This is a genomic window from Pseudomonas sp. ASL4 (genome assembly GCF_056680395.1).
Genome location: NZ_CM155280.1, coordinates 2,671,438 through 2,695,077 on the forward strand (window position 1 = coordinate 2,671,438; position 23,640 = coordinate 2,695,077).

A 23,640-nucleotide genomic window follows, 5' to 3' on the forward strand; every position below is an offset into this window, starting at 1 on the left:
ATGTGTTCCTGGTGCTGGGGTTTTGCGCCGGTGGCCGAAGCGCTGGTCGAGCAGGCGCAGGCGGCAGGGGTGGAGTTGCATCTGGTTGTAGGCGGCTTGCGCACCGGCAGTGGCGCGGCTCTGGAGCCGACCACCCGGCGCTACATCCTTGAGCACTGGCAGGCGGTCACCGAGGCTACCGGTCAGCCGTTCAAGCTCGACGGCGCGCTGCCTGAGGGCTTTGTCTACGACACCGAGCCTGCTTGCCGGGCCTTGGTGACGGCGCGCAGCCTGGCGCCGGATTGCGCCTGGACGCTGCTGGGGCTGATTCAACACGCGTTTTACGCCGAAGGGCGCGACGTCACTCATGCCAGCGTGCTGGTGGAGTTGGCGGAGCAGGCCGGTGTGCCGCGTATCGAGTTCGCCGCCGCATTCGACCGCGCCGATCAACACGCCGCCACCGCGGCCGATTTCACCTGGGTTCAGGACCTCGGCATTGCCGGGTTCCCGACCTTGCTGGCCGAACGTGATGGTCAACTGGCGTTACTTACCAACGGCTATCAGCCGCTGAGTGTCCTGTCACCGCTGCTCGGCCGCTGGCTGGAGCGCGCTGCCTGTGCATGACCTGCCCGATGACGCCCCAACTCCACCGCGTGTCGATCGACTGAGCTGGGCGGAAATCCGTCGACTGGCCCTGCATCACAAGAAATCCCTGTGGATCGCCAACGGCGTCGCCGTTCTGGCGACCCTGTGCAGCGTGCCGATTCCCTTGCTTTTGCCGTTGCTGGTGGACGAAGTGTTGCTGGGTCACGGCGACTCGGCCCTGAAGATCATGAACCACGCACTGCCCGATGCCTGGCAGAAAGCCGCCGGCTATATCGGGTTGATGCTGCTCGTGACGTTTACCCTGCGTTGTGCGGCATTGCTGTTCAACGTGGTGCAGGCGAAGTTGTTTGCAGGTTTGGCCAAGGACATCGTTTATCGGATCCGTGTGCGGCTGATCGAACGGCTCAAGCGTATTTCCCTGGGCGAATACGAAAGCCTGGGCAGCGGCACGGTGACCACGCACCTGGTTACCGACCTGGACACCCTCGACAAGTTTGTCGGCGAAACCCTCAGTCGTTTCCTCGTGGCGATGCTGACCCTGGTCGGCACCGCGAGCATTTTGTTCTGGATGCACTGGAAACTGGCGCTGCTGATCATGTTGTTCAACCCGCTGGTGATCTACGCCACGGTGCAACTGGGTAAGCGGGTCAAGCACCTGAAGAAGCTGGAGAACGACAGCACCTCGCGCTTCACCCAGGCGTTGACCGAAACCCTGGATTCGATTCAGGAAGTGCGCGCTGGCAACCGTCAGGGCTTCTTCCTCGGACGACTCGGCCAACGCGCCCGGGAAGTGCGCGACTACGCGGTGAATTCCCAGTGGAAAACCGATGCGTCGAACCGTGCCAGCGGCTTGCTGTTCCAGTTTGGTATCGATATTTTTCGCGCGGCGGCGATGCTCACCGTACTGTTCTCCGACCTGTCCATCGGCCAGATGCTCGCGGTGTTCAGCTACCTGTGGTTCATGATCGGCCCGGTGGAGCAATTGCTGAATCTGCAATACGCCTACTACGCTGCCGGTGGTGCGCTGTCACGGATCAACGAGTTGCTGGCCCGCGCCGATGAGCCGCAATACCCGGGCGGCGTCGATCCGTTCCAGGGGCGCGACACGGTGGGCATCGACGTTCAGGGCTTGAGTTTCAGTTACGGCGACGAGTTGGTGCTGGACCAGATGAACCTGACCATCGCTCCCGGTGAAAAAGTCGCGATTGTCGGCGCCAGCGGTGGCGGCAAGAGCACCCTGGTGCAGTTGCTGCTGGGCTTGTACACGCCGCTGGCCGGGACGATCCGCTTCGGCGGCTCGACCCAGCAGGAGATCGGCCTGGAAACGGTTCGGGAAAATGTCGCGGTGGTACTGCAGCATCCGGCGTTGTTCAACGACACCGTGCGGGCGAACCTGACCATGGGCCGCGAACGCAGCGACGAAGCCTGCTGGCAGGCCCTGGAAATCGCTCAGCTCGATGGCACGGTTCGCGCCTTGCCCCAGGGCCTGGACAGTGTTGTAGGTCGTTCCGGCGTGCGCTTGTCCGGCGGGCAGCGCCAGCGTCTGGCGATTGCCCGGATGGTCCTGGCCCAACCGAAAGTGGTGATCCTCGATGAAGCCACCTCGGCCCTTGATGCCGCCACCGAATACAACCTGCACGAGGCGCTGGCGCGGTTCCTCAGCGAGCGCACCACCCTGATCATTGCCCACCGACTGTCAGCCGTTAAGCAGGCTGACCGCGTGCTGGTGTTCGATGGCGGGCGCATTGCCGAGGATGGCGACCATCAGCAATTGATTGCTGAGGGTGGTTTGTACGCCAAGCTTTACGGGCATCTGCAGCAGCTGTAAGTCATTTCCACAAGACTTGCAGCGCATTTTCCCCGCCGTCGTAGGCGAACTCCTTCATCACCACCGAGCAGGAATCACACGGCGGCATCGTCGTGGCGACGTCGACCGATTTGATCGACGTGCGATCTGGGTATTTCTTGCGAATCACGCTGATCAACTTGCTTTCACTGTCCAGCGAAGTAGGTCGGCTGGTCAGCTCCGGGCGGTAGGTGTCGATGTTGTCGATGGTGCGTGGCACGGCGAGCAGTTTCCCGTCCTCCGTAACGTTGAGGGCGGTACTGGGAAACGATTGGTTATGGTCGATATTGAAGTAGGTCGTTTCACCGACGATGACCGGATGGGTGCCCCCATTGTGCTTGAACAGCGGAAGATGCGCGGTAGCCCCCTGAGCGCCTGAAACACTGACATAGACTTCCTGCTTGCCCGCTGCAGTAGTGACTTGGGCATAGGCGATGTTCCGAGCGTTGTGGGGGCGCTGTCTACGCGGGATCAGTTTCTGGAGGCGTTGCATCGTGGCGTCGATCTTCAAGGCACTGTCTTTTCTCAGGGTAATGACCGGTTCCAGGAACAGCGTATCGAAGATTTCCGCCGTTCTCTGGCGCAAGGCCTCCGGGGCGTCCTTGCTGCGGGTCCAGGACGTGGCACCTTCTGGCAGTTTGCTGATGATCATCCGCGACCGATGATCGAACATCGCTGCCTCACCAGGGCTGGTATCGACCTTCAGCCATTTGAGCGTCTCGGGTGGGTTGGCGTGGCCGCCAATCGGAATGGCGATTTCCTCCATGGTCTTCACGGCGCGCTCAACGGAATTCAAACCATGGATTCGCACCGTGTTATTGGCGTTGAGGGACCCGGTGTAAACCACCAGCAACTCCTTCCTTACTTCGTCGGGAAGGGAGGACGCTTTCCTGAAAATCAGCGCATCGCGCAGGCTTTGACCTTTGGTGACTTCGGCAACGTAAAAGTCTCCAGCGTTCAGGCGGGTGAAAAGATAGTGTTTGGAGTCGTCTATGGCTTCGACAATCACCGCCCCTGCGTTAAAGGTATGGAAAAAATCCTGCTCGGGTGTGGGGACACGGACTTTCACCCGCCCATAAATACCGGTTTGAAACTCCATCGTGGCTTCGAGGGTGGAATGTGCGGCAAGCGAGGTTCTGCTTATGGGCATTCTGTTGGGGGCTGGCGTGTAAATACTGTTTCCGAACCAGGGCGCCCAGCTTTTGGTTTCATCGAAGACCCCGAGGTGAGGTGTGGGCCCCGGTGTGCGGATGACGTAGCGGGTCTGACAAACATCCGCACCCAAGGCGCGACGTATCCGGCATGGCAACGCCTTGGGGGTGTCACCGATATCAATCTTGTCCGCTCGGCGCAGCGTGTCCCCATCCAGGCGATACGGTACGTCATCGATGAACAGGGTAGTTCGGCCGTCGACCTCAAGCACTTCAAGCACCCGGGCGTTTTCGGGGAGCTCGACAATGACGTGGCTGTGGTTTATTTCCAGGGGCGTGAACGCAGATCTTCCTGGTGAAAAATCCTTCTTCCTGGTGGTCAGTTGTGGCCCATAAGGCAGGGAGGATAAAGGATCGACCAAATAGTGTCGGGGCGAGCCAGCATGAGGAACGTTGCGCACCGGAACGTCGTCGACGGCTTTGACGGTGGCCAACTGATCACCACTGTTGAGCGGCATCCAGCGACCGGGTGTTGTCGCTTGAGCAAAGCCCTGGATGAAGTTGTACTGACCTGATACCCCGGCCAGTGTCCTGACCTTGCGAGCACCGAATTTTCCGAGCCATAAAACCCCTTTGCCGAGCGACGCAAGCAGGGTCGGCATGCCATCCAGCGGGTTCAGGTTTTGCACGGTCGAAACCAGCAGCTTGCGGGTCAGCGTGGAGAATGAGGGGAGCGTGGCCTGGCTGCCTAACCGCCCGGCCACGGAGGCGGTGCCGGCCAATTTGACCAACCTGACCGAGCCGGAAACGAATTTTCCGATGGGCAAGGCAAACGCCGTCAAGTCCATCATGAGGCCAAGCAATCCGCTGTAGATTCGATCCGTGTCCCCAGACATCAAATCCTCAATGCTGCCCCAGAACGGGATGAACGATTTCACGGTGTCGAGTTTGTTTTCGAAAGCGCTTTCGATTTCGTCGAAAGCCGTTCTGCCACTCGCTTCGGTACGGAGTTGTTTTTCATCGACGTAAAGGTGGTTCGATGAGACGAGTTGGGCAATTTCCTTGAAACGAGACCAGCCGGAGGGGTCAACGCTTTCGCCGGTTGTAGCGGAGGGCGCGAGCAGTATTGCTCCTCGTTGTTCCAGAATCGCTCGGCAGCTCGCCCCTTTTTTGGGTGCCGTACCGTTTGCATAGGCTGACCAATCCAGCGGAAGCTGTTTGCCTCGTAGAACAGGCGCATCAAACTTTTCTCCGAAGAACCAGCCTTCGAACTCTGCGGTTGTTCGAACGGCACCCGTCATGTCAAGGGTCAAATCCGGGCGTTGGCGAATCGTGCCGGCCCGCGGAAACAGCTCATAAAAATAGGTTTTACGCTCGTGGATAATCTGTAAAAGAAAGCCCATTCGAGCGGTCTTCTGCCGGATGATGTCTTCGGTTTCATCGGCTTCTCTGAGGTTTTCCGTTTCCTTTCGCAGTGCCAGCATTCTTAGCTTTCCAAGCTTGAACAACTGGCGCTCGGCCAGCGGCAGAGAGGCGATCTGGCTGATGATCAGTGATTCATAAGCCCCTTTGATCGATGCTATGTGAAGGTCGAATGCCGATTCGAACAGCTTGTTCACATCGGGCAGCTTCTTGGCTCTGGAGCTGAATATAAAAAAGCCGTTCCTGTCGTGATCAGTGGTGTTAGCCGTCACCGACGTCAGTAACTCGCGCTCATTTCCCAATTTGAATATTCGGTCTGTTTGAGATTTTCCATCGCTGCCGGTCATTCCCCAAATTTCGCCGTTGTCGAATTTTCCCCCTGCGTAAACGTCCAGAAAGGTGAAAGCCTGAACACGGGGATTATCTAACAGCGGTGTACTGCGAAAGCCGCCAGCCGCGCGGGTTTTATCCTGCACGACCAATTTGCGTCCATCGCTGGTGAAGGTTTTGCTTCCGAACAGATTGGCCATCTCTTGCTTGGCCATCTTCAGTCTTTCAGGCGGGGGAACATCGAGTTCAACAATGGCTTTTTGCAGGTCCTGGCTGTGAGCATCAAGCGCTTTCGAAGCGCGTTCGAGTTCATCCTGGCTGTAATCCCGATCGGCGCGATCGGGAATGATGCCCTGGGTCACTGCCCAATGGATTGTTGGGACCAACCGCGCAAACGCAATGGCTTCCAGCTCTTCGGCAGAGGCGTCGGTCGATAGCGCCATTGGCAGATTGACCAGTTGCTGGAAAGTCTGTCGTTGAATCCAGCCCGATCCCATGGCATCGGAGAGCAAGACGCCGTGTATGAAGTTCACCCACACCACAGAACTTCTATATGGCAGTTCGGCGGGGACATCATGTACCGCAAAATCCTTCGTCAGTTGCGATTGATAGAGGCGGGCGAGAATGACCGCCTCATTGGCTGTAGCAACGCGCCGGGTGCTGAGCAAGTGGGCTTCGAATGCAATGCGGATCGACTGATAACTCTTGCCCCAATGAGCGGATTGCCGCCAGTCGTAACCGGCGGTTTCTTGCGGCGCATCCCCGGAGGGAGCATGGCGATGAAGGCGGATGGCCCGGCAGACCAGTTTGGCGCGCATGGCCGGTGAGGTCTGCTCCCCGGGCCTTTCGCCGTACCAGTCCAGTGCCTTGATCAAAAGGTTCGCGAGGGCCTGAGCCTTGGGCGATTTCAGCAGTTTTTCCAGGTAGACGCTCGGTTTTGCCCGCATCGTTTCAAGCGCTACCTTGGCGTCAACCGCATCGCTCAAATAGCCGATCAACGATGTCTGTTGCGGTAAAAAATCCCGTACGGTCTCGATAATCAGGGTATTCGTCCGTTTAGCCAGATAGCGCTCAAACGTCAGCGTTTCGATCAGGTGCGGAGCGCTTTTGCGTATGGAGTCGTAGGCTTTTCGGTCTTTCGAACTCACGGGGCGTCGCAGTTCGTCAAGGTCCAGGCCATTTTCAAGTTCCAGAGAATGGCAGGCGCGTTTTTCTTCCAGGGTATCGATGACCGATTGATGCTGGGTCGCGTTCTGCGGGTCCCACGGCGCGATGCCGTAATACAGCGCCATCTGTTGAAGGGGGAACAGGCCATCGCGGCGAATCGTTCCTCCCAAAGATTGCACGGCATTGTCGAGGGCATCCTTGTAAAGACGCCATTGCGGGTTGTTGGTCGACAGGGGCGGGAGCGTTGTGGTCGCGACCCAGTTGCCGGTCGCGGAAGGGACGTTATTACTGTAGGACTCAATAACCGGTGCACTTTTGTTTTCGTTTGCATAAAGCACTTCCAGTGCTTTCAGTGCTTCTTGTGCTGTTTGGCTGTCCAGATCCATGGGGGAATAGCGACTGGGTCGCAACAACTTCATTGCCAATGTATTGGCAGGTTGTTCACGGGCGCGCATCGACGACAGCAACAGATCGTAATCTTCCAGCTGGCCTTGATGCCGTTGTGCATATGACGGTGAGGATAATTCGGTGGTGTTTGGTAATGCAGCAGACATTAATAATGATTCTCTTCGCAAAGTTGCTTGCTTAACCTGCACTTCATTGACGTACCGAAGGGCAGGACCGGCGCCCAGTTAAGCGAGTCCGAGAAGCTCTAGTGCGGTGCATATATATAGAAACCCTTTAACCGGGAGGCGGGCATTCGTGCCCGGCAACGCTCAACTGACGGCGAAGGTCGCGTTGTTCCTCTATGCTGGGATGATGCGTCTTTTTCGGTGTACGTCCTGCCCCTTGCGGGGAGTGGGAACGCCTCCTAGTCTTGCGGGAGTGGTCGGATCTGGATGATGATCAGGGCAGTGCCTATGCAAGGGACCTCATGAAGCCAAAACGGACTCTCGGAACGCCACGATTGTTGGGCATCGTCTGGCCGTTTATCGCCGTCGTGCTATTTCAAGCGTTGCTCGGTGGCGTCAGCCTGTATGTGCTGTCGGCGGTTCGCGGCTATGTGGCCGGTGAAAGCCTGTGGTCCAAGGGCCAGAAAGACGCCATTTATTACCTCAATCTCTACGCCGACAGCCGCGATGAGGCGATCTTCCTCAAATACCAGAACGCAATTGCCGTGCCTCAGGGCGGGCATGAGTTGCGTCTGGCGCTGGACAAGCAGCCGCCGGATCTCGACGCCGCGCGGGTGGGGATTCTCAAGGGCGGCAATCACCCGGACGACGTCTCCAGCCTGATCTGGCTGTACCTGAACTTCCGGCATTTCAGTTATCTGGAAAAGGCCATTGATCGCTGGACCGTGGGCGACGCTTACCTGGTGCAACTCGATGACGTTGCTCGGGAGATGCACCAGGGTGTCGTCGATAATCAGGCCACCTCTGCCGACATCAAGCGCTGGAAGGATCAGATTTTTGCGATTAACGACGGCGTAACCCCGGCCGCCAAGGCCTTCAGTGATGCATTGGGCGAGGGCTCGCGGGTGATTCTGCGGCTGTTGCTGGTGACCAACCTGGCCACTGCGCTGGGGTTGATCGTCCTGGCGTTGCTGCGCACTCACAAACTGCTCAAACAGCGCCACGCCTTCGCCGAGGCCCTGCAACTGGAGAAAGACCGGGCGCAGATCACCCTGCAGTCAATTGGCGATGGCGTGATCACCACGGATGTCGAAGGGGCGATTGCCTACATGAATCCGGCAGCCGAGGCCATGACCCACTGGAAAGCCGAGCAGGCCACGGGGTTGCCCTTGGCCGCGCTGTTCAATCTGCTGGACGAGAACGCCCAGGCCGACGGCTTTACCTTGATCGAGCACATCTTGAGTGGCCAGCTCAGCGGCGGCAGCGAGCATTCCAAACTGATCCAGCGTCTGGATGGCAGCACCGTGTCGGTGACCCTGGTCGGCGCACCGATCCGCAACGCCGGCAAGGTCAGCGGCACCGTGCTGGTGCTGCATGACATGACCCAGGAACGGCAATACATCGCCAATCTGTCCTGGCAGGCCACCCACGACGCCCTGACCGGGCTGGCCAACCGCCGCGAATTCGAATATCGCCTGGAGCAGGCGCTGCACAACCTGACACGGCAGCCGGGGCGCCACGCCTTGATGTTCCTCGACCTGGACCAGTTCAAACTGGTCAACGACACCTGCGGCCATGCGGCGGGCGACGAATTGCTGCGGCATATCTGCGCCTTGCTGCAATCCGGTTTGCGCGAAGGCGACACCCTGGCCAGATTGGGTGGCGACGAGTTCGGCATCCTGTTGGAGAACTGCGCACCGGAGCATGCGGAGAAAATCGCCGAGGTACTGCGCCAGACCGTGCAAAACCTGCATTTTGTCTGGAAAGGCCGGCCGTTCCTGACCACCGTCAGCATCGGTCTGGTCCATGTAGCGCAGACACCCACCACGCTCGAATCCTCGCTGCGCGCCGCTGATATGGCCTGTTACATGGCCAAGGAAAAGGGCCGCAACCGGGTTCAGGTCTACCATGCCGACGACTCGGAACTGTCTCTGCGTTTTGGTGAAATGGCCTGGGTGCAGCGTTTGCACATGGCGCTGGAAGAAAACCGGTTCTGCCTGTACGCCCAGGAAATCGCTCCTTTGGGGCATGTCGAGCAGGGCGGTGGGCATATCGAAATACTGCTGCGGCTGCATGACGAGGCCGGGCGGATGATTTTGCCCGACAGTTTCATCCCGGCCGCTGAGCGTTATGGGCTGATGACGTCGCTGGATCGCTGGGTTGTGGAGAACGTATTCAAGATCATTGCCCAATGTATTGCCGAACAGCGCAAAGGCCCGTTGGCCATGTGTGCGATTAATCTGTCAGGCATTACTATCGGAGATGAGGCGTTCCTGGACTTCCTGCGTGAACAGTTTGTTACTTACGCTATTCCTCCTGAAATGATTTGTTTTGAAATTACAGAAACCAGCGCTATTGCGAATTTAGGAAGTGCAATCAGATTTATTAATGAACTCAAAGGTTTAGGTTGCCACTTCTCGCTAGATGACTTTTGCGCCGGAATGTCCTCGTTCGCTTACTTGAAACATTTACCTGTAGACTTCTTGAAGATCGACGGGAGTTTCGTAAAGGATATGCTGGACGACCCGATTAACCGCGCTATGGTCGAGGTGATCAATCACATCGGCCATGTCATGGGTAAACGCACCATTGCCGAGTTTGTCGAGACACCCCAGATCGAGCAGGCGTTGCTCGAGATCGGTGTGGATTACGCTCAAGGGTATGTCATCGAACGCCCGCAACTGTTTACCTGCGATAGCTTGCAAAGTCGTCCCGCCAGACCGCAACCGCTGTTATTCAAGGCGCCTGGCACGTTCCGTTGAAATCTCTTGCTGATCCTTACAATCACAAATCAAAAGGAGCCGAACAGTGATCGACACATTCAACCGAACCGGACCACTCATGGAAGCTGCAAGTTATCCCGCCTGGGCTCAGCAACTGATCCAGGATTGCAGCGAGAGCAAACGTCGGGTTGTCGAGCACGAACTGTATCAGCGCATGCGAGATAACAAACTCAGCGCCAAGACGATGCGTCAGTACCTGATAGGTGGCTGGCCGGTAGTCGAGCAGTTCGCGTTGTATATGGCACAAAACCTGACTAAAACCCGCTTTGCCCGCCATCCTGGTGAAGACATGGCGCGCCGCTGGTTGATGCGTAACATTCGCGTCGAACTGAACCACGCCGATTACTGGGTGCACTGGAGTCGGGCTCACGGTGTCAGCCTGGAAGATCTGCAAGCGCAACAAGTGCCCCCGGAGCTTCATGCGTTGAGCCACTGGTGCTGGCACACAAGTTCAGCGGATTCGCTGATCGTGGCCATCGCCGCTACCAACTACGCCATTGAGGGCGCGACCGGGGAGTGGTCGGCGCTGGTCTGTTCCAGTGGCGTGTACGCGGCAGCCTTCCCTGAGGAAGATCGCAAGCGGGCCATGAAGTGGCTGAAGATGCACGCCCAGTACGACGATGCCCACCCGTGGGAAGCGCTGGAAATCATCTGCACCCTGGCGGGCCAGAACCCGAGCAAATCCCTGCAAGTGGAACTGCGCCAGGCTGTGTGCAAAAGCTACGACTACATGTTTCTGTTTCTGGAGCGCTGCATGCAGCAGGAACACGCGGAACGGGCGCCGGTAGTTCGTGGGCGGATGGCGCTGGCTGAAAGCTGATCTAACTGCAACACACAACCTAATGTGGGAGCGGGCTTGCTCGCGAAGACGGACTGACAGTCACCATTTAAGTCGACTGTCACACTGCTTTCGCGAGCAAGCCCGCTCCCACATTGTTTTGTATTGTTCGTGAACGCTCAGCCCGCCATCGCCAGTCGATTGCGCCCCTCGCGCTTGGCCACGTACAGCGCACTGTCGGCTCGGCGCAACAGGCTCTCGGCGGATTCACCGGGCAGCAGGGTCGAACAACCCAGGCTAACGGTCAGCTCGATCAACTGGCCATCGGCGTGATACTCCTGAGCCTGGGCGGCAAACCGCAGGCGCTCGCCGACCATGGCCGCCGCTTCCCGAGTGGTGTTGGACAGCAGAATCAAAAACTCCTCGCCGCCAAACCGAAACACCATGTCCACGTTGCGCAATTGGCCCTTGATCGAGGCGGCAACCGCTTTGAGCACTTCATCACCAGCGCTGTGCCCATGGCTGTCATTGACGCGTTTGAAGTGGTCGATATCGAGCATCAGCAACGACAAGGGCTGCAAATGCCGCCGCGACATTTCGATTTCCCGTTGCAGGGTCTGGTCCATGGCAACGCGGTTGCCGGTGTCGGTGAGCGGGTCACGCAAGGCACTTTGGGTCGCTGCGCGGTAGAGCAGGGCGTTACGCATTGGATAGAGCAGTGCAGACAGCAGCGACTCCAGGTTGCCCAGTTCCTGCTCGCTGAAACGCTGATTGCGGCGGAACACCAGTTCACCCAGATGTTCACCTTCATGGCTCAGGCTGTAGCTGACCGAATGATGACCGCGAAGACCAAACTCCAGCCGCAAGTCACTGGCCTTGTGCTGATAGCCCAAGGCATCGAGCGGTACTAGACGCTGAATTTCACGAAAAAAGAGCCCGAGAATGCGTTGCGGCTCAAGACTGGTTTGCAGCTGCAAGCTCAGTTGCTGACGCAATTGCGCAAGACTGACCGGCCGTTCCGGAAGAGGAGGCTGCTGACCAAAGCCCAGGCGTTGCAATTTGGCGCTATCGAAGTCAATTGCGTTGGTCTGGGAAGGTGATTTCATATGGCGTGAGCCCCTAAGCAGTAAGGCTGTCTTACAGGCTGGGTGAGAGCGGCTTTGGGCTGCGCGTCATACTGGTCCATCAGTCCCGTAGGACATTTGGTCCGAGTCTAGTCCGCTTTGTCGAAGATTAGTAACCTGCCGACTCAGGCGCTGCTGCCAACTGCTTTCACACTGCGTGTCTGAACAAAATTAGAGCGAAAGTCGTGCCATTCGGTTCATTCGGATAAAAGCCGTTCTAAATCATTTGGTTAGGACGCTTTTGAAGAAGTGCCGCGCAGTTCGGCGGCATTTGTTTGACTGTAAAGGGCAGGGGTTGCAGCGGTTGAAGCGTGCAGCGGCAATAAAATGCCGCAGCACAAAAGCGACGCACGGCCGTTACTGGGCGTTGAATGCCTGGCCGTTGATGCCGGTGCTGTCCGGGCCCATCAGGTAAAGGTAGACCGGCATGATCTCCTCAGGCGTTGGGTTGTTCTGCGGGTTTTCACCGGGATACGCCTGGGCGCGCATGCTGGTGCGGGTCGCGCCGGGGTTGATGCTGTTGGAGCGTACCGGTGCCACGGTGTCGACCTCGTCGGCCAGAGTTTGCATCAAGCCTTCGGTGGCAAACTTGGACACGCCATAAGCTCCCCAATACGCCCGACCCTTGCGCCCGACGCTGCTGGAGGTGAACACCACGGAGGCGTCCTGCGAGAGCTTGAGCAGCGGCAACAAGGTGCTGGTGAGCATGAACATGGCGTTGACGTTGACATGCATGACCCGCATGAAGTTTTCGCCGGACAACTGCTCGATCGGCGTGCGCGGACCAATGATCGAGGCGTTGTGCAACAGGCCATCAATATGGCCGAACTCGGTCTCGATCATCGCTGCCAACTCATCGTATTGATGGGGCAGGGCGGTTTCCAGATTGAACGGGATCACGGCTGGTTGTGGGTGACCGGCCGCTTCGATTTCGTCGTAGACCTGAGTCAGGTTGGCTTCGGTCTTGCCCAGCAGCAATACGGTGGCGCCGTGGGCGGCATAGGTCTTCGCGGCGGCAGCACCGATGCCACGGCCAGCACCGGTGACCAGGATGACCCGGTCCTTGAGCAATTCAGGGCGGGCGGAATAATCAAACATAAAAAACCTCACAACAATTCAGCAGTAGGCAGGCGTTGCACTTGTGGCGAGGGAGCTTGCTCCCGCTCGGCTGCGAAGCAGTCGTAAAACCAGCAATGCGGTGTGCCTGACAGATTGCGGTGGTAGACAGAGGGGCCGCTTCGCGACCCAGCGGGAGCAAGCTCCCTCGCCACAAAAAGACGCTCGGTTTAGCAACTGCAGAGCGCGCTATCCAGAACCTTGCGCAACTCCAGCGGATGATCCACCACCACGTCCGCACCCCAATGCCGCGGGTTATCGTCCGGATGGATGTAGCCATACGTCACGGCAGCAGTCTTGGTGCCAGCATCGCGACCAGACTCGATATCACGCAAATCATCGCCGACAAACAACACGCTGGCCGGGTCCAGATTGAGCATCTTGCACGCCAGGATCAATGGCTCCGGGTCAGGCTTGCTGTTCTTTACGTGATCCGGGCAGATCAGCAGCGCAGAGCGCTCCGCCAGCCCCAGTTGCTGCATGATCGGTTCGGCAAAGCGCAGCGGCTTGTTGGTGACCACGCCCCAGATCAGGTTGGCCTTCTCGATGTCGGCCAGCAGTTCGCCCATGCCGTCAAAGAGTTTGCTGTGAACTGCGCAATCCTTGAGGTAACGCTCCAGAAACTCCAGGCGCAATTGCTCGAATCCCGGCGATTCCGGGTCCATGGAGAACGTCACTGCGACCATCGCCTTGGCGCCGCCGGAAATCTCGTCGCGAACGTGCTTGTCATTCATCGGCGGCAAGCCGCGATCGGCACGCATCGCCTGGCAGATGGCAATGAAGTCCGGCGCGGTGTCGAGCAGAGTGCCGTCCATGTCGAAAAGGACTGCTCTGATTCGCATCGGCTTACTCCTCGCGCAAGGTCTGGATCATGTAGTTGACGTCCACGTCGGCCGCCAGTTTGTAGTGCTTGGTCAGCGGGTTGTACGTCAGGCCGATGATGTCCTTGACGGTCAGGCCGGCCATGCGGCTCCAGGCGCCCAGTTCGGACGGGCGAATGAATTTCTTGAAGTCATGGGTGCCGCGCGGCAGCAGATTCATGATGTATTCGGCGCCGATGATGGCGAACAGGTACGCCTTCGGGTTGCGGTTGATGGTGGAGAAGAACACTTGGCCGCCAGGCTTGACCATGCGGAAGCAAGCGCGGATCACCGAGGATGGGTCCGGCACGTGTTCGAGCATTTCCAGGCAAGTGACCACGTCGAATTGCTCGGGCATTTCCTCGGCCAGGGCTTCGGCGGTGATCTGCCGGTATTCGACCGTCACGCCGGATTCCAGCTGATGCAGTTGCGCGACCGCCAGCGGTGCTTCGCCCATGTCGATGCCCATGACGGTAGCGCCGCGCTGAGCCATGGCTTCGCTGAGGATGCCGCCGCCGCAACCGACGTCGAGGACTTTCTTGCCGGCCAGGTTGACTCGTTCGTCAATCCAGTTGACCCGCAGCGGGTTGATGTCGTGTAGCGGTTTAAACTCGCTTTCGCGGTCCCACCAGCGATGGGCCAGGGCTTCGAATTTGGCGATTTCGGCGTAGTCGACGTTGCTCATGGTTTAAGTCCTCTAAAACTTGAAAAATCCTGTTGCCCCGGTGTTCGGTCCGGGGGGCTTACGATTCTGTATGGCCGCTGATGCGTTGGCCCCAGGCCTTGGCCGTGGCGCACAGTTGTTCTTCATCCAGCCGCGTCAGGCGCCGGTCGTCGAGCAGTTGCTTGCCGGCGACCCAAAGGTGTTTCACACAGTCGCGACCGGTGGCGTAAATAAGTTGCGAAACCGGGTCGTAGACCGGTTGCTGTGCCAGGCCGGACAGGTCGAAAGCGACGATGTCGGCGGCTTTGCCGACTTCCAGCGAGCCGACTTCAGCTTCGATTCCCAGCGCGCGGGCACCGTTGAGCGTGGCCATGCGCAAGGCGCGGTGGGCGTCCAGCGCCGTGGCCGAGCCGGCGACAGCCTTGGCCAGCAACGCGGCGGTACGGGTTTCGCCGAGCAGGTCCAGGTCATTGTTGCTGGCCGCGCCATCGGTGCCGACGGCGACGTTAACCCCGGCCTGCCACAGGCGTTCCACCGGGCAGAAGCCGCTGGCCAGTTTCAGGTTTGATTCCGGGCAATGAATCACATTGGTGTTGCTTTCTACCAGCAACGCCAGGTCTTCATCGCTGATCTGGGTCATGTGAACGGCCTGGAAGCGCGGACCGAGCAAGCCCAGCCGACCGAGGCGCGCCAGCGGGCGTTCGCCGCGCTGTTCGAGCGATTGCTGCACTTCGAAGGCGGTTTCATGGACGTGCATGTGGATCGCCGCGTCCAGTTCCTCGGCGATTACCCGGATTTTCTCCAGGTTTTCGTCGCCCACAGTGTAGGGGGCGTGGGGGCCGAAGGTGATTTTGATACGCTCGTGGTGCTTGAGATCGCCGAACAGTTCAACGCCCTGACGAATGGCTTCATCCGCAGTGGCAGCACCTGGAATCGGGAAATCGAGGATCGGAATCGCGATTTGCGCGCGAATACCGCTGTTATGCACCCGCTCGCTGGCAACCTTCGGGAAGAAATACATGTCAGAGAAGCAGGTGATGCCCCCTTTTATTTGCTCGGCGATGGCCAGATCCGTGCCATCGCGCACGAAATCTTCATCGACCCATTTGGCCTCGGCCGGCCAGATGTGGTTTTCCAGCCAAGTCATCAACGGCAAATCATCGGCCAGGCCGCGGAACAGCGTCATCGCCGCGTGGCCATGGGCGTTGATCAGGCCGGGGCTGAGCAAAACATCTGGCAGCTCACGAATTTCAGTCGCGTTACACTTCAGCGCTTCGGCACGCGGGCCGATAAACACGATGCGACCGTCGCGGATACCCAGGCCGTGCTCTTTGAGGACCACGCCTGCGGGTTCGACGGGTACCAGCCAGGTCGGCAGCAATAATAAGTCGAGCGCAACGGCAGGTTTCGGCATCGAGGGTCGGTTCCAGTGCTTTTGTAAAGGATGGCGAAGTATACCCGAGCGTCTTCGCGGGGGGATCGCTATAATCGGCGGCTTTTGTTCATGAGTGCGGGGTGAATGATGCGCGATCGACTGTTGGCTGCGGAGAAGGTGAAGGCCATCGATTGGCGTGATGGCGCCCTGTACCTGCTGGATCAGCGTATTTTGCCGTTCGAGGAAACCTGGATCGCCTACACCAGCGCTGCTGGCGTGGCCGAAGCCATTCGTTCGATGGTGGTGCGCGGTGCGCCGGCGATTGGCATCAGCGCCGCGTATGCCATGGTGTTGTCAGCCCGCGCCCGAATTGCCGAGGGCGGTGACTGGCAGGCAGCGTGGGAGGAGGACTACGCGGTGCTGGCCGATTCCCGTCCGACGGCGGTGAATCTGTTCTGGGCCTTGAGTCGCATGCGGGATCGCCTGGATCGTCTCAAGGGAGATGCAGACCCTCTGGCGGCGCTGGAGGCTGAAGCTATCGCCATCCACGAAAGCGACCGCGAAGCCAACCTGACCATGGCGCAACTGGGTGTCGACCTGATCCGTAAGCATCAGGGCAACGCTCAGGCGATCCTGACCCACTGCAACACTGGCGCTTTGGCCACTGGCGGTTTCGGCACGGCACTGGGCGTCATTCGCGGCGCGTTTATCGAGGGCATGGTCGAGCGCGTCTACGCCGACGAAACCCGTCCCTGGCTGCAAGGTTCGCGGTTGACCGCGTGGGAATTGGCCAATGAAGGCATTCCGGTAACCCTCAATGCTGACTCTGCTGCCGCGCACATCATGAAGACCAAGGGCATTACCTGGGTCATCGTCGGCGCCGACCGGATCACCGCCAATGGCGACGTGGCCAACAAAATCGGTACCTATCAACTGGCAGTGAGCGCCATGCACCACGGCGTGCGGTTCATGGTGGTGGCGCCGAGTTCGACCATCGACATGAACCTGGCCAGCGGCGATGACATTCCTATCGAAGAGCGCGACGGCAGCGAATTGCTGGACGTCGGCGGCAAGCGGGTCGGGGCGAATGTTGACGCCTTCAATCCGGTGTTCGATGTGACGCCGGCCGACCTGATCGATGCGATCGTCACTGAAAAGGGCATTGTCGAGCGGCCGGACACGGCGAAAATGGCGCAGTTGATGTGCCGCAAGCGTCTACATTGACGGTATTTGTTGTCCGATAAATCGCCTTTGCGGGTAAGCCTCGCTCCTACTGAACACACAAACCTGTAGGAGCGAGGCTTGCCCGCGAAGAACGATGACACGGTCTCCTGCTTCCGAGCTCCCGCATTTCGCTAGCAAATCTGGGGCTGTGGCAGCTCTAAGCCTCTCTCGTCCCCGTTAAGCCTGTCACCGGTCAACTAACTATGCTCCATGCGCATCTGGGGGATAGGTGCGTGGCGGCTCTTGTGATAACATCCGGCGTTTTCCGAGGCAGTCCCACGGGGTTGTCTTTACTGCGCAGATCCATGGCTTAACTCGTTGATTTGTCGTAAGTCGGTGCATGGCACTCAGCCTGCGTCGGCGAGCTTCGTTCGTCCCATATGGATGTGACGAAGTTTCACCAGAAAAAGGAATCGAGCTTCTCATGGGCGAACTGGCCAAAGAAATCCTCCCGGTCAATATCGAAGACGAGCTGAAGCAGTCCTACCTCGACTACGCGATGAGCGTAATTGTCGGGCGGGCACTGCCGGATGCGCGCGATGGCTTGAAGCCCGTGCACCGGCGTGTGCTGTTCGCGATGAGCGAGCTGGGCAACGACTTCAACAAGCCGTACAAGAAATCTGCCCGTGTTGTCGGTGACGTGATCGGTAAGTATCACCCTCACGGTGATACCGCGGTGTACGACACCATCGTTCGGATGGCGCAGCCATTCTCCCTGCGCTACCTGCTGGTAGACGGTCAAGGCAACTTCGGTTCGGTGGACGGCGACAACGCCGCGGCCATGCGATACACCGAAGTGCGCATGACCAAGCTGGCGCACGAGCTGCTGGCTGACCTGCACAAAGAAACCGTGGACTGGGTGCCGAACTACGACGGCACCGAAATGATCCCGGCGGTCATGCCGACCCGTATTCCCAACCTGCTGGTCAACGGCTCCAGCGGTATCGCCGTGGGCATGGCGACCAACATTCCGCCGCACAACCTCGGTGAAGTCATCGACGGTTGCCTGGCGCTCATCGACAACCCAGAGTTGACCATCGATGAGCTGATGCAATACATCCCGGGTCCGGACTTCCCGACCGCTGCGATCATCAACGGTCGCGCCGGCATCATCGAAGCCTACCGCACCGGTCGCGGTCGCATTTACATGCGCGCCCGCTCGATGATCGAAGACATCGACAAGGTCGGTGGTCGCCAACAGATCGTCATCACCGAACTCCCTTACCAGCTGAACAAGGCCCGTCTGATCGAGAAGATCGCCGAGCTGGTAAAAGAGAAGAAGCTCGAAGGCATCACCGAACTGCGCGACGAGTCCGACAAGGACGGCATGCGCGTCGTGATCGAGCTGCGTCGTGGCGAAGTGCCTGAGGTCATTCTCAACAACCTCTACGCCCAGACCCAGCTGCAAGCCGTGTTCGGTATCAACATCGTTGCGTTGATCGACGGCCGTCCGCGGATCCTGAACCTCAAGGACCTGCTGGAAGCCTTCGTTCGTCACCGTCGTGAAGTCGTTACCCGCCGCACCGTGTTCGAACTGCGTAAAGCCCGCGAGCGTGGTCACATCCTTGAAGGTCAAGCGGTTGCCCTGTCGAACATCGACCCGGTCATCGCCCTGATCAAGGCTTCGCCGACGCCGTCGGAAGCCAAGGAAGCGCTGATCAAGACCGCGTGGGAATCTTCCGCCGTAGTCGCGATGGTTGAACGTGCCGGTGCCGATTCCTGCCGTCCAGAGACCCTGGACGAGCAATACGGTCTGCGCGAAGGCAAGTACTTCCTGTCGCCAGAACAGGCGCAAGCCATTCTGGAACTGCGTCTGCACCGTCTGACCGGTCTGGAGCACGAGAAGCTGCTGGCCGAGTATCAAGAGATCCTCAACCAGATCGGCGAACTGATCCGCATCCTCAGCAGCGCCACGCGCCTGATGGAAGTGATCCGCGAAGAGCTGGAAGTGATCCGCGCCGAATACGGCGACGTGCGTCGCACCGAAATCCTCGATGCCCGTCTCGACCTGACCCTGGGTGACATGATCCCGGAAGAAGAGCGCGTCGTGACCATCTCCCACGGTGGCTATGCCAAGACCCAGCCATTGGCTGCGTACCAGGCTCAGCGTCGTGGCGGTAAAGGCAAATCGGCGACCGGCGTCAAGGATGAGGACTACATCGCTCACCTGCTGGTTGCCAACAGCCACACCACGCTGCTGCTGTTCTCCAGCAAAGGCAAAGTGTACTGGCTGAAAACCTACGAAATCCCGGAAGCATCCCGCGCTGCCCGTGGTCGTCCGTTGGTCAACCTGCTGCCGCTGGGCGATGGTGAATACATCACCACCATGCTGCCGGTCGATGAGTACACCGAAGGTCACTTCATCTTCATGGCTACCGCTAATGGCACCGTGAAGAAGACTCCGCTGGAATCCTTCAGCCGTCAGCGCAGCGTTGGTCTGATCGCGCTGGAGCTGGATGAAGGCGACGTGCTGATTTCTGCCTCGATTACCGACGGTGATCGTGAAGTCATGCTGTTCTCCGACGGCGGCAAGGTGACTCGCTTCAAGGAAACCGACGTTCGCGCCATGGGTCGTACCGCTCGCGGTGTCCGCGGCATGCGTCTGCCGGAAGGCCAGAAGCTGATTTCCATGCTGATCCCGGAAGAAGGCAGCCAGATCCTGACCGCTTCGGCCCGTGGTTTCGGCAAGCGTACAGCGATTACCGAGTTTCCTGAGTACAAGCGCGGCGGTCAGGGCGTTATCGCCATGGTCAGCAACGAGCGTAACGGCCGTCTGGTCGGTGCAGTCCAGGTGCTCGACGGCGAGGAAATCATGCTGATTTCCGACCAGGGCACCTTGGTTCGTACTCGTGTCGACGAAGTCTCCAGCCTGGGTCGTAACACCCAGGGCGTGACCCTCATCAAGCTCGCCAGCGATGAAACGCTGGTCGGTCTGGAGCGGGTTCAGGAGCCGTCGGAAGTCGAGGGCGAAGAGCTGGAAGGTGAAGAAGGTGCAGTGTTCGACGGCGAGGTCGTGATCGACGACGCTGTCGAAGACCAGCAACTCGACGCCGCAGCCGACGAAGAACCGCAGGAATAAGCGGACAAACAGGGGGCGGATGAAGATTCGCCCCCTTGTTGTTTGTCCTGTGGGATTGTTTTTAATGTAGGACTGTAGGAGCTGTCGAGCGAAGCGAGGCTGCGATCTCTTGATCTTGCTCTCGCTTTTGTTATGTGGGTCCGTACGAAAAGATCGCAGCCTCGCTCCGCTCGACAGCTCCTACAGATCAAATAGATTTATTGCGTGATACCACCAAATCAGAGCGAGATTGGATGTGAGCAAGAGAGCCTATAACTTCTGTGCCGGTCCTGCGGCACTTCCTGAAGCTGTCCTGAAACGCGCCCAGGGTGAACTCCTTGATTGGCACGGCAAGGGCTTGTCGGTCATGGAAATGAGCCATCGCAGTGATGAGTTCGTGTCCATCGCCACCAAGGCCGAGCAGGATCTGCGTGATCTGCTGAATATCCCTTCGAACTATAAAGTGCTGTTTCTGCAAGGCGGCGCCAGCCAGCAATTCGCTCAGATCCCTCTGAACCTGTTGCCTGAAGGCGGCTCGGCCGACTATATCGACACCGGTATCTGGTCGCAGAAAGCCATCGAAGAAGCCTCGCGTTACGGCCACGTCAATGTCGCCGCTACCGCCAAGCCTTACGACTATTTCGCAATTCCCGGTCAGAACGAGTGGAAGCTGTCGAAAGACGCTGCCTACGTTCACTACGCGCCGAACGAAACCATTGGCGGCCTGGAATTCCAGTGGATCCCGGAAACCGGTGATGTACCACTGGTCGCTGACATGTCTTCCGACATCCTCTCGCGTCCGGTCGATGTGTCGCGCTTCGGCATGATCTACGCAGGCGCTCAGAAAAACATCGGTCCGAGCGGCATCGTCGTGAACATCATTCGTGAAGACCTGCTCGGTCATGCCCGTTCCCTGTGCCCGACCATGCTCAACTACAAGGTCGCAGCGGATAACGGCTCGATGTACAACACCCCGCCGACCCTCGCCTGGTACTTGTCGGGGCTGGTATTCGAGTGGCTGAAAGAGCAGGGTGGTGTTGAAGCCATCGGCAAGCTCAATGAAGTGAAACAGCGCACGCTGTACGACTTCATCGACGCCAGCGGCATGTACAGCAACCCGATCAACAAGTCGGACCGCTCGTGGATGAACGTGCCGTTCCGCCTCGCCGATGATCGCCTGGACAAGCCATTCCTGGCCGGTGCCGACGAGCGCGGCCTGCTGAATCTCAAGGGTCACCGTTCCGTGGGCGGCATGCGTGCCTCCATCTATAACGCCGTCGACATCGTTGCGGTCAACGCACTGATTTCGTACATGGCAGAGTTCGAGAAGGAACACGGCTAATGTCTGAGCAAGAACTCAAGGCACTGCGCGTTCGCATTGATGCCCTGGACACCAAAGTCCTGGAGCTGATCAGCGAGCGTGCACGCTGCGCCCAGGAAGTTGCGCGAGTAAAGATGGCCTCGCTGGCCGAAGGCGAAGTGCCGGTGTTCTATCGTCCTGAGCGCGAAGCTCAGGTGCTCAAGCGCGTGATGGAGCGTAACCAGGGGCCGCTGGGCAACGAAGAGATGGCGCGACTGTTCCGCGAAATCATGTCCTCGTGCCTGGCCCTCGAGCAGCCATTGAAAGTGGCTTATCTCGGCCCCGAAGGCACCTTCACCCAAGCCGCTGCTATGAAGCATTTCGGTCATGCGGTGATCAGCAAGCCGATGGCGGCGATCGACGAAGTGTTCCGTGAAGTGGCGGCCGGTGCGGTGAACTTTGGCGTGGTCCCGGTGGAAAACTCCACCGAAGGCGCGGTCAACCACACCCTCGACAGCTTCCTTGAACACGACATGGTCATCTGTGGTGAAGTCGAGTTGCGGATTCACCACCACCTGCTGGTCGGTGAGAACACTAAGACCGACAGCATCAGTCGCATCTATTCCCACGCCCAGTCCCTGGCCCAGTGCCGCAAGTGGCTGGACGCCCATTACCCGAATGTCGAGCGCGTGGCGGTGTCCAGCAACGCCGAAGCGGCCAAGCGGGTCAAGGGTGAGTGGAACTCGGCGGCGATTGCCGGCGATATGGCTGCAGGTTTGTACGGGTTGACCCGTCTGGCCGAGAAAATCGAGGATCGCCCGGACAATTCCACGCGATTCCTGATGATCGGCAGCCAGGAAGTGCCGCCGACTGGCGACGACAAGACTTCGATCATCGTCTCCATGAGCAACAAGCCCGGCGCACTGCACGAGTTGCTGGTGCCGTTCCACGACAACGGCATCGATCTGACACGGATCGAGACCCGTCCGTCGCGCAGCGGTAAATGGACCTACGTGTTCTTCATCGACTTCGTCGGCCACCACCGCGACCCACTGGTCAAGAGTGTGTTGGAAAAGATCAGTCAGGAAGCAGTGGCACTCAAAGTGCTGGGTTCCTACCCGAAAGCAGTTCTCTAAGGGCGGTAGCAAATGAGTGGTGACTTCCTCGCTCTGGCACAGCCGGGCGTGCAACAACTTTCGCCCTACGTTCCGGGCAAGCCCGTGGACGAACTGGCGCGTGAGCTGGATATCGATCCGGCCAAAATCGTCAAACTGGCGAGCAACGAAAATCCGCTGGGCGCCAGTCCCAAGGCATTAGCAGCCATTCGCGAAGAATTGGCTGAGATGACCCGTTATCCGGATGGCAATGGTTTTGCGCTCAAGACCCTGCTGGCCGATCAATGCCGCGTCGAGCTCAATCAAGTGACGCTGGGCAACGGTTCCAATGACATTCTGGAACTGGTCGGTCGTGCGTATCTGGCGCCGGGCCTGAACGCCGTGTTCAGCGAGCACGCGTTTGCGGTCTACCCAATCGTGACCCAGGCCGTGGGTGCTGACGCGCGCGTTATCCCTGCCAAAGACTGGGGGCATGATTTGCCGGCCATGCTGGCCGCGATCGATGCCGACACCCGTGTGGTATTCATTGCCAACCCGAACAACCCGACCGGGACCTGGTTCGGCGCCGAAGCACTGGACGAGTTTCTGCAGGATGTACCGGCTCATGTGCTGGTGGTACTGGACGAGGCCTACATCGAGTACGCCGAAGGCAGTGACTTGCCGGATGGCCTGGACTTCCTGGCGGCGTACCCGAATCTGCTGGTCTCGCGCACGTTCTCCAAGGCCTACGGCCTGGCGGCGCTGCGGGTTGGTTATGGCTTGTCCTCCGCGGTGGTCGCTGATGTGCTGAACCGCGTGCGCCAGCCGTTCAACGTCAACAGCCTGGCCTTGGCCGCTGCTTGCGGCGCACTTCAGGATGCCGACTATCTGGCCGAAAGCCGTCGCCTGAACGAAGCCGGCATGCTGCAACTGCAAGCGGGTTTCCGTGAGCTGGGGCTGAGCTGGATTCCGTCCAAGGGCAACTTTATCTGTGTCGATCTGGGGCAGGTTGCGGCGCCGGTCTTCCAGGGCTTGTTGCGCGAAGGCGTGATCGTGCGTCCGGTGGCTAATTACGGCATGCCGAATCACTTGCGCATCACCATTGGTCTGCCGGCTGAAAACAGCTGCTTCCTTGAGGCGCTGACCAAGGTTCTGGCTCGTGGTTGATGTCACTGCACTGCAATCTGCTGA

At 58.9% G+C, this 23,640-nt stretch carries 15 protein-coding genes; 9 read left to right on the forward strand and 6 right to left on the reverse strand.

The window, feature by feature from the left end; all coding sequences use genetic code 11:
• The gene (locus tag AC1MEW_RS12190) at positions 1-603 is read left to right on the forward strand and encodes a DsbA family protein (RefSeq protein ID WP_201206749.1); all 603 of its coding nucleotides are present in this window, start codon (positions 1-3) and stop codon (positions 601-603) included.
• Complete coding sequence (locus tag AC1MEW_RS12195) at positions 596-2,413, forward strand: ABC transporter ATP-binding protein (RefSeq protein ID WP_201254930.1); 1,818 nt, start codon at positions 596-598, stop codon at positions 2,411-2,413. Before AC1MEW_RS12190 ends, AC1MEW_RS12195 begins: the two co-directional genes overlap by 8 nt.
• A 1-nt stretch (position 2,414) precedes the next feature.
• On the opposite strand, the gene AC1MEW_RS12200 is transcribed toward AC1MEW_RS12195, so the two are convergent.
• Positions 2,415-7,055 (reverse strand): hypothetical protein, encoded by a 4,641-nt coding sequence (locus AC1MEW_RS12200; RefSeq protein WP_480426391.1) that lies wholly within the window; start codon positions 7,053-7,055, stop codon positions 2,415-2,417.
• 320 nt (positions 7,056-7,375) lie between these two features.
• Between AC1MEW_RS12200 and AC1MEW_RS12205 the strand changes: the two genes are divergently transcribed.
• Positions 7,376-9,835, forward strand: coding sequence for an EAL domain-containing protein (locus AC1MEW_RS12205; RefSeq protein WP_201205627.1), 2,460 nt, complete (start codon positions 7,376-7,378; stop codon positions 9,833-9,835).
• Between the two features lie 79 nt (positions 9,836-9,914).
• A complete protein-coding gene (locus tag AC1MEW_RS12210; protein ID WP_207200039.1) occupies positions 9,915-10,676 on the forward strand; it encodes an iron-containing redox enzyme family protein in 762 nt (253 codons plus the stop codon).
• Between the two features lie 137 nt (positions 10,677-10,813).
• On the opposite strand, the gene AC1MEW_RS12215 is transcribed toward AC1MEW_RS12210, so the two are convergent.
• From AC1MEW_RS12215 to AC1MEW_RS12235, 5 genes are all read right to left on the reverse strand, one after another.
• The gene (locus tag AC1MEW_RS12215; RefSeq protein WP_201205623.1) at positions 10,814-11,740 is read right to left on the reverse strand and encodes a GGDEF domain-containing protein; all 927 of its coding nucleotides are present in this window, start codon (positions 11,738-11,740) and stop codon (positions 10,814-10,816) included.
• A gap of 375 nt (positions 11,741-12,115) precedes the next feature.
• Entirely contained in the window at positions 12,116-12,856 is a 741-nt protein-coding gene (locus AC1MEW_RS12220; protein WP_201205621.1) for a YciK family oxidoreductase, read from the reverse strand.
• Positions 12,857-13,044: 188 nt separating this feature from the next.
• A complete protein-coding gene (gene mupP, locus AC1MEW_RS12225) occupies positions 13,045-13,716 on the reverse strand; it encodes an N-acetylmuramic acid 6-phosphate phosphatase MupP (RefSeq protein WP_201205619.1) in 672 nt (223 codons plus the stop codon).
• 4 nt (positions 13,717-13,720) lie between these two features.
• Complete coding sequence (gene ubiG, locus AC1MEW_RS12230) at positions 13,721-14,419, reverse strand: bifunctional 2-polyprenyl-6-hydroxyphenol methylase/3-demethylubiquinol 3-O-methyltransferase UbiG (RefSeq protein WP_480426394.1); 699 nt, start codon at positions 14,417-14,419, stop codon at positions 13,721-13,723.
• A gap of 58 nt (positions 14,420-14,477) precedes the next feature.
• On the reverse strand, positions 14,478-15,812 hold the full coding sequence (locus AC1MEW_RS12235) for a TRZ/ATZ family hydrolase (protein ID WP_201205617.1): 1,335 nt from the start codon (positions 15,810-15,812) through the stop codon (positions 14,478-14,480).
• Positions 15,813-15,920: 108 nt separating this feature from the next.
• Between AC1MEW_RS12235 and mtnA the strand changes: the two genes are divergently transcribed.
• The 5 genes from mtnA to hisC all read left to right on the forward strand — a co-directional run bounded on the left by mtnA (position 15,921) and on the right by hisC (position 23,616).
• Positions 15,921-16,997 (forward strand): S-methyl-5-thioribose-1-phosphate isomerase, encoded by a 1,077-nt coding sequence (gene mtnA, locus AC1MEW_RS12240; protein WP_201206747.1) that lies wholly within the window; start codon positions 15,921-15,923, stop codon positions 16,995-16,997.
• A gap of 424 nt (positions 16,998-17,421) precedes the next feature.
• Complete coding sequence (gyrA, locus tag AC1MEW_RS12245) at positions 17,422-20,076, forward strand: DNA gyrase subunit A (protein ID WP_201205615.1); 2,655 nt, start codon at positions 17,422-17,424, stop codon at positions 20,074-20,076.
• 235 nt (positions 20,077-20,311) lie between these two features.
• Positions 20,312-21,397 (forward strand): 3-phosphoserine/phosphohydroxythreonine transaminase, encoded by a 1,086-nt coding sequence (gene serC, locus AC1MEW_RS12250; RefSeq protein ID WP_201205613.1) that lies wholly within the window; start codon positions 20,312-20,314, stop codon positions 21,395-21,397.
• Positions 21,397-22,491, forward strand: a complete 1,095-nt coding sequence (pheA, locus tag AC1MEW_RS12255; RefSeq protein WP_099169125.1) for a prephenate dehydratase — start codon at positions 21,397-21,399, stop codon at positions 22,489-22,491. Before serC ends, pheA begins: the two co-directional genes overlap by 1 nt.
• A gap of 12 nt (positions 22,492-22,503) precedes the next feature.
• On the forward strand, positions 22,504-23,616 hold the full coding sequence (gene hisC, locus AC1MEW_RS12260) for a histidinol-phosphate transaminase (protein ID WP_480426396.1): 1,113 nt from the start codon (positions 22,504-22,506) through the stop codon (positions 23,614-23,616).
• Positions 23,617-23,640 lie beyond the last annotated feature (24 nt).

Bases quoted from the DNA above. Each gene is read 5' to 3' on its own strand.
- AC1MEW_RS12190 (WP_201206749.1), top strand. From the start codon at position 1: ATGTGTTCCTGGTGCTGGGGTTTTGCGCCGGTGGCCGAAGCGCTGGTC.
- AC1MEW_RS12200 (WP_480426391.1), bottom strand. From the start codon at position 7,055: ATGTCTGCTGCATTACCAAACACCACCGAATTATCCTCACCGTCATAT.
- AC1MEW_RS12205 (WP_201205627.1), top strand. From the start codon at position 7,376: ATGAAGCCAAAACGGACTCTCGGAACGCCACGATTGTTGGGCATCGTC.
- AC1MEW_RS12210 (WP_207200039.1), top strand. From the start codon at position 9,915: ATGGAAGCTGCAAGTTATCCCGCCTGGGCTCAGCAACTGATCCAGGAT.
- AC1MEW_RS12215 (WP_201205623.1), bottom strand. From the start codon at position 11,740: ATGAAATCACCTTCCCAGACCAACGCAATTGACTTCGATAGCGCCAAA.
- AC1MEW_RS12220 (WP_201205621.1), bottom strand. From the start codon at position 12,856: ATGTTTGATTATTCCGCCCGCCCTGAATTGCTCAAGGACCGGGTCATC.
- mupP (WP_201205619.1), bottom strand. From the start codon at position 13,716: ATGCGAATCAGAGCAGTCCTTTTCGACATGGACGGCACTCTGCTCGAC.
- ubiG (WP_480426394.1), bottom strand. From the start codon at position 14,419: ATGAGCAACGTCGACTACGCCGAAATCGCCAAATTCGAAGCCCTGGCC.
- AC1MEW_RS12235 (WP_201205617.1), bottom strand. From the start codon at position 15,812: ATGCCGAAACCTGCCGTTGCGCTCGACTTATTATTGCTGCCGACCTGG.
- mtnA (WP_201206747.1), top strand. From the start codon at position 15,921: ATGCGCGATCGACTGTTGGCTGCGGAGAAGGTGAAGGCCATCGATTGG.
- gyrA (WP_201205615.1), top strand. From the start codon at position 17,422: ATGGGCGAACTGGCCAAAGAAATCCTCCCGGTCAATATCGAAGACGAG.
- pheA (WP_099169125.1), top strand. From the start codon at position 21,397: ATGTCTGAGCAAGAACTCAAGGCACTGCGCGTTCGCATTGATGCCCTG.
- hisC (WP_480426396.1), top strand. From the start codon at position 22,504: ATGAGTGGTGACTTCCTCGCTCTGGCACAGCCGGGCGTGCAACAACTT.